The organism is Azospirillum sp. B506 (genome assembly GCF_000333595.1).
In the GTDB taxonomy this organism is placed as follows: Bacteria; Pseudomonadota; Alphaproteobacteria; order Azospirillales; family Azospirillaceae; genus Azospirillum.
The window spans coordinates 1-6378 of record NZ_BADK01000075.1; the positions used below are offsets into that span (position 1 = coordinate 1).

The 6378-nt window shown below is 69.7% G+C and carries 4 protein-coding genes and 1 pseudogene; 2 read left to right on the forward strand and 3 right to left on the reverse strand.

The features are described 5' to 3' along the window. A pseudogene (locus I71_RS02410) lies at positions 1-572 on the forward strand (oxidoreductase); the annotation flags it as partial. A 19-nt stretch (positions 573-591) separates the two neighbouring features. After that, a complete protein-coding gene (locus I71_RS02415; protein ID WP_049975881.1) occupies positions 592-3045 on the forward strand; it encodes a YbcC family protein in 2454 nt (817 codons plus the stop codon). A 134-nt stretch (positions 3046-3179) separates the two neighbouring features. Here I71_RS02415 and I71_RS40440 read toward each other — a convergent pair whose 3' ends face one another. From I71_RS40440 to I71_RS02430, 3 genes are all read right to left on the reverse strand, one after another. Further along, entirely contained in the window at positions 3180-4019 is an 840-nt protein-coding gene (locus I71_RS40440) for an SH3 domain-containing protein (RefSeq protein WP_042689877.1), read from the reverse strand. Next, the gene (locus tag I71_RS02425; RefSeq protein ID WP_042689881.1) at positions 4016-4252 is read right to left on the reverse strand and encodes a hypothetical protein; all 237 of its coding nucleotides are present in this window, start codon (positions 4250-4252) and stop codon (positions 4016-4018) included. The genes I71_RS40440 and I71_RS02425 overlap by 4 nt, the downstream gene beginning before the upstream one ends. A 19-nt stretch (positions 4253-4271) precedes the next feature. Continuing rightward, on the reverse strand, positions 4272-6378 hold a 2107-nt coding region (locus tag I71_RS02430), incomplete at its 5' end, for an efflux RND transporter permease subunit (protein WP_042689889.1).

A 6378-nucleotide genomic window follows, 5' to 3' on the forward strand; every position in this document is an offset into this window, starting at 1 on the left:
AGGCGCATGCCTTCCTGGCGGCCGGCGGCGCGGTGGAAGGGGTGGCGGCGATCCGGCGCCCCGGCCCGGTGGCGGTTCCCGACGGTGCCGCGGTCGGCCGCGCCTTCCTTGCGGCGCTGGCGATCTACGCGGTGGCCTACGTCGTCTTCGGCGCGCTGTTCGGCTTCGCCGCCAAGCCGCCGCAGGCCGTAGCACTGGGCGCCATCCTGATCTTCGGCGTCGCCTATCTGCTGGCGCAGGGGTTGGCCGGTGCAGCCCCGGCCTTTCTGACGCGGCGCACCGCGCTCTACGCCGTCGCCGCCTCCACCGCCTATTTCGCGCTGCAGAGCGTCGCCGAATGGGCGTTGACCGGGCCGCTGCCCGAGACGCCGGCCCCCGGCCCCCTGGAATGGGCGCTGCTGGTGCTGGTGGTGGTCAGCTTCGGCCTCGTCGCCATCGCCCAGTCGATGTTCCCGCTGTGGGCCTACCACCCGGCCGCCGCCGGTCTGCGGGTCCACCTGTCCAACGGCCTCTACGCCAACGCCGTCTTCGACCGGCTGCTCGGCGGCTGGTCCGTGCGCAAGATTTCCTGATCCCGGAAGGACGATCCAGATGAACACCCAGCCCATCGACGCCGCCGCGGCCCGCACCCCCGCGCTTGCCGCCGTCGCCGCTGCCGCGGTGCGCGCGATCCCGCCGGTCTGGCCGCTGGCCTCCAGCGTCGCCGTCAACCCATTCCTGGGACAGGGCGGGGAAAGCCTCGCCCAGACCGCCGCCCGCCTCGGCCGGGTCGCCGGCATCGCCGTGACCATGCCGCGCTCCTGGTATCAGGACCGGATCGCCTCCGGCGCCATCACCGACGACGATCTTGCCGGGGCCCTGGCGGCGTCGCCCCATGCCAAACGACCGGCCTCCCTGGCCGCCCTGAAGACCGCCGCCATCACCGCCGGACCCTCCCCGAAGGCGCTGCCGACCGTCGCCGATCTGGCGGCGGAGGCGTCCGGCACCGATTGGCCCGGCCTGATCGCCGAGCGGTTCGGCGGCTGGGCCGCCGGCTATTTCGACGCCGGACAGGCTCTGTGGGCGGCACCGCAGGGCAAATCCGCCTATGGCGCGTGGCGGGCCGTCGCCACCCATGACCTGACCCCGGAAATCCTCGGCCTGGCGGGCTTCGCCACCCAGGTCGCCGAGGGACCGGAGACCGCAGGGCAGGCGCTCGCCGCAGCCGTCGCCCGGCTCGGCCTGCCGACGGCCGCCTGCGAGACCTATTTCCACCAGTTGCTGACCAGCCTCGGCGGCTGGGCGCAAGTCGCCCGCCATCGGCTCTGGCAAGCGGAACTGGCCGGCGGTTTCGACAGCACGTTGACCGATTTCCTGGCGATCCGTCTGGTCTGGGAACAGGCGCTCTACGACCGCTACGAACAGCGGATCGCCGACCGCTGGCGGGCGGCCTGCGCCGCCCATGCCGAGCCGGTGGTCCCCACGGCGGACCAGATCGTCGACGCCATCCTCCAGGACGCCGCCGACCGCGCCGCCCAGCGGGTCCTGGCCGACAGATTCGCGCAGGTGCCGCCGGTCAGCCCGTCGCCGGAACGGCCCCTCCTGCAGGCCGCCTTCTGCATCGACGTGCGGTCGGAGGTGTTCCGGCGTGCCCTGGAATCGGTCGATCCCGGCATCGAGACCATCGGCTTCGCCGGCTTCTTCGGTCTCGCCCTGTCACACCGGCGCTTCGCATCGGATGTCGACGAGGCGCGCTGCCCGGTTCTGCTGACCCCGAAGGCCGGATCGCGGACCACGGATTGCTGCCAACATCATGAGCATGGTCATGACCACCACAGCGCCGGCGACGCCAAGGCGCGTCTGACCGCGCGGGCCGCGCGCGCCTGGGGCCGGTTCAAGCTCGCCGCCGTTTCGTCCTTCGCCTTCGTCGAGGCGATGGGACCGGTCTATGCCGGCAAGCTGCTGCGGGATGCCTTCGCTCTTGCGGGAACCAAGGCTCCCGACGACCCGGCGCCACGGCTCGACCCGGCGCTGCCGGTGGCCGAGCGGGCCGCCATGGCCGCGACCATCCTGCGGGCGATGTCGCTGACCGAGGGCTTCGCCCGCATCGTCCTGCTCGCCGGCCATGGCGCCACCACCGTCAACAACCCGCACGCCAGCGCCCTGCAATGCGGCGCCTGCGGCGGCTATTCGGGGGAGGTGAACGCCCGGCTGCTCGCCGGCCTGCTCAACGATCCGGATGTGCGGGACGCCCTCGCCGGCCAGGGCATCGCCATCCCGGCAGACACGCTGTTCGTCGGCGCGCTGCACGACACCGCCACCGACGCGGTGACGCTCTATGACGGCGACAGCCCCTCCCCCACCCACACCGCCGACCTGATGCGGGTGCGGGGCTGGCTTGCCGCAGCCGGAGCCATCGCCCGCGGAGAGCGCGCTCTCCGCCTGCCGCGGGCGGCCGGTGCGGACGACATCGCCCGGCGCAGCCGCGACTGGGCGGAGATCCGGCCGGAATGGGGCCTTGCCGGTTGCCGGGCCTTCATCGCCGCGCCGCGGAGCCGCACCGCCGGCCGCGACCTGCAGGGCACCAGCTTCCTGCACAGCTACGACTGGCGGCAGGACGAGGGCTTCCGCGTGCTGGAACTGATCCTGACCGCGCCGGTGGTGGTGGCGAGCTGGATCAGCCTGCAATATTACGGCTCCACCGTGGCGCCGACGCTGTTTGGTGCCGGCAACAAGCTGCTGCACAACGTCACCGGCGGAATCGGCGTGGTGGAGGGCAATGGCGGCCTGCTGCGTGTCGGCCTGCCCTGGCAGTCGGTCCATGACGGCGACCGCCACATGCATGACCCATTGCGGCTGTCGGTGGTGGTCGAGGCACCGCAGGAGGCGATCAACGACGTCCTGGCCCGCCATCCCGACCTGCGCGCACTGTTCGACAATGGCTGGCTCCACCTGTTCCGCCTGAACGAGCAGGGCTGCATGGCGAACCGCTATGTCCAGTCCCTGCAATGGACCGACCTCGACGCGGCTCCGGCCCTGGAGGAGCATCTGCTGGCCACCGGCTGAGCTGCAAGACGCCCAAGACATCGTGCCGATCGGAAGCCCCGCCTCCCCTGGGGATGGCGGGGCTTCCCTGTTCTTTCAGTGAAGTTTTCAAACAGGCAGTCCGATGCCTGCCGCTATGGTGGCCGGAATGAGGATCACAACGCGCCAGCCCCCCACGGTATCCAGGAGCCGATCCAGCCGGACACGGTCCCGGTGGCGGTCGCGAACCATCCCTTCGCCTCATCCGCCAACGGCGGAGCCTTGTCCTTCCACTGCTTGATCCATTCGACGGTCGGCTGCATGTCGTCCTCGACCGACTTCAACCGGTCGCTGAATTTCCCGAATTCCTCGCGCTGCTCATTCAGCCGGGTCGAAGCCTGTTCCTGCAAGGCGGACAGGGTCTCCATCATTCCCTTGGCCAAATCCATGGTGGAGTTCAGCGTTTCCATCCTGGACGCATCTCCGGCACCACGGTCCACGAGGGCCTGAAGGTCTGGCATCGCCGCCAGCTTCCGTTCGATCTCGTCCAGGCGGGCCTGGAGCTTGTCCAACCGCTCCAGCAGGGCCGGATCGGCCGGTGCGGGCGCAGGGACGGGAGGCGCGGCCGCGGGAACCGGCGTGGAGACGGGAACCGGTGCGTTCGCCGGGCTGGAGGCACCGCCGGTCGCCGGAGCAGCCGCGCGCAGCAGGTCGGCCGACACGAAACCGTTCCTGCCGCTCTGCGTCACCACGCTGTACCAGGGGGCGTCGGCCACCTTTCCGGTCACCCGCAGGCGGCTTCCACCATCGACCAGCTCGATGCGGGGCGCTCGGGAGGAGGGCTGCTCGCGCACATTGATCCGGGTGGTCGCCACGAAATCCCCGTCAAGCGGTGTGACCTGCGCCGGGGGCGTGTCGCGGGCAGTCTGCGCCCCGGCCGCCAGCGGAGAGGCCAGGACGACCAGGGCCAATGCGGCCAGGGGAAGCGGACGACGAGCCGGACGGTTCGAGTTCATGGTTTCGCGCTTTCCTCATTCACAAAGTCACTGGCTCTGATCAGCCGGTCGATTTCCGCCTCTTCGCGGGCGAGCTGGGCCTCCAGCTCCGGGCTGACCGTCCGGTTGCTCCAGAATGCGTCCTGGTAAAAGGTATCGTACCAATTCTGCAGCGTGTTCATGCCCACGTCCATGGCGATGCCGCCGAGCAGCGACGCGGTGACGACCAGGACGGTCAGGGAGGTCGGCTCCATGATGCTGTCTCCTCGTGGATCAGAAGGTCTCGCTGGCGAGGTCGCCCTCGGCCACCACGCGCAGCCGCTCCAGCGCCGCCTGGCCGAAGCACTGGAACAGCACCGGGGTGGTCAGCGTGTCCAGCAGGGTGGAGCTGATCAGCCCGCCGAAGATGGCGACCGCCACCGGATGCAGGATTTCCGTCCCCGGCATGTCGGACGAGAACAGCAGCGGGATCAGCGCCAGCCCGGCCGACAGCGCGGTCATCAGCACCGGCGTCAGCCGCTCCTCGCAACCGCGCATGATCAGCAGGCGGCCGGTCGGAACCCCCTCATGCAGGGCGAGGTTGATGAAATGGCTGATCTTGAGCACGCCGTTGCGCACCGCGACACCGGTCACCGCGATGAAGCCGATCATGGCGGCAAGGCTCAGATCCTGGCCGAAAACGACGAGCGCGCCGACGCAGCCGATCAGGGCGAGCGGGATGTTCGCCATCACGATCAGGCTCAGCACCACCGAACGGTAGCGCTGGTACAGGACCAGGAACACCAGCGCGATGGAAACCGCGCACAGCCCGGCCATCACCGGCCGGCTCTCCTCCTCCTGGCGGAAGCTGCCTTCCAGCAGCGTGTTGTAGCCGGGCGGCAACGGGGTGGCGGCGATCTTCGCCCGCATCTGCGCGACGATGGCCGACATGTCCGACCCGTCGGTGTTGGCGGTCAGCACGATGCGGCGCATGCCGGCTTCGCGCATGATCTGGTTCGGGCCGGCGGCGTTGACGATGGTGGCGACGGAGGACAGCGGCACATAGCCGGCCGGGGTCTCCATCCGCATCTGGGCCAGGGTCTCCGGCGTGCGGTCGGCATCCGACAGGCGCAGCACCACGTCGAAGCGCTTGCCGCCGTCGATAACCTGCGACACCGTACGGCCGTTCGACAGGCTTTCCAGCGCCTGCGCCAGCTGCGCCGGCGTCACGCCGAACAGCTTGGCCCGCTCGTAGTCGAGCGTGATGCGAATCTGCGGAACCTGGACCTGCTGCTCGACCAGAAGGTCGCGCAGCCCCGGAATCTCGTCGAATTTCTCGCGGAAGCGGCCTGCCAGCATGCGGAGCGTGCCGAGATCCTCGCCGAAGATCTTCATGACGATGGCCGCGCGCACGCCGTTCTGCGCCACCTCCATGCGCGAGGTCAGAAACTGGGTCACCGTGAGATCGAACGGCAGCACCGACAGGCGGTCGCGCAGATCCTCGATGAACTCGGCGCCGCTGCGGCCGTCCAGCCCGACGCGGATCCGGAACTCGCTGCTGTTCACCGGATCGGGGTCCTCGTCGTCCTCGTTGCGGCCGGTGCGGCGGGCGACGCTGACCACTTCGGGCACCTGCAGGATGATCTGTTCGGCCATCGCCCCGACACGGCTCGATTCGGCCAGCGAGATGCCGGGCCGGTTCAGCAGCTGGACATAGAGCGTCCCTTCGTTGAAGGGGGGCAGGAACGAGCGCGGCAGCAGCGGCAGGGCCAGCGCCGACAGCACGACAAGCCCGGCGGCGGCGGCCAGCAGCGCCCGCGGATTGTCGAGCGCCCATCCCAGCGCCCGGCCGTTCAGCCGCTTCAGCCAGCGGATCAGCCGACCATCATGCGACTCCTCCAGATGCTTCATGTTGGGCAGCAGATAGGCGCAGAGCGCCGGCGTCACCGTCAGCGACACCAGCAGGCTGGCGAAGATCGACACGATGTAGGCGATGCCGAGCGGGCCGAACAGCCGCCCCTGTTCCCCCGGCAGGGCGAACAGCGGCAGGAAGACCAGCAGGATGATCGCGGTGGCGTAGATGATGCCCGACCGCACCTCCTGCGAGGCGCGCATGATGACCTCGATCACCTCCAGCGGCCGGTGCCGCCGCCGGTTGTCGCCCAGCCGGCGCAAGGTGTTCTCGACATAGACCACCGAATCGTCCACCAGCTGGCCGATGCCGATGGCGATGCCGCCCAGCGTCATGGTGTTGATGGTGGAACCCATCAGCTTCAGGGTGATGATGGTGAGAATCAGCGACACCGGAATCGCCAGCAATGAAATGGCGGTGGTGCGCGCGCTCCACAGGAAGGCGGCCAGCACGACGGCGACGATGACGATGGCGTCGCGCAGCACATCC

Excerpts from the sequence above, each read along its gene's own strand:
- I71_RS02425 (WP_042689881.1), bottom strand. The coding sequence starts at position 4,252 with ATGGAGCCGACCTCCCTGACCGTCCTGGTCGTCACCGCGTCGCTGCTC.
- I71_RS02415 (WP_049975881.1), top strand. The coding sequence starts at position 592 with ATGAACACCCAGCCCATCGACGCCGCCGCGGCCCGCACCCCCGCGCTT.
- I71_RS40440 (WP_042689877.1), bottom strand. The coding sequence starts at position 4,019 with ATGAACTCGAACCGTCCGGCTCGTCGTCCGCTTCCCCTGGCCGCATTG.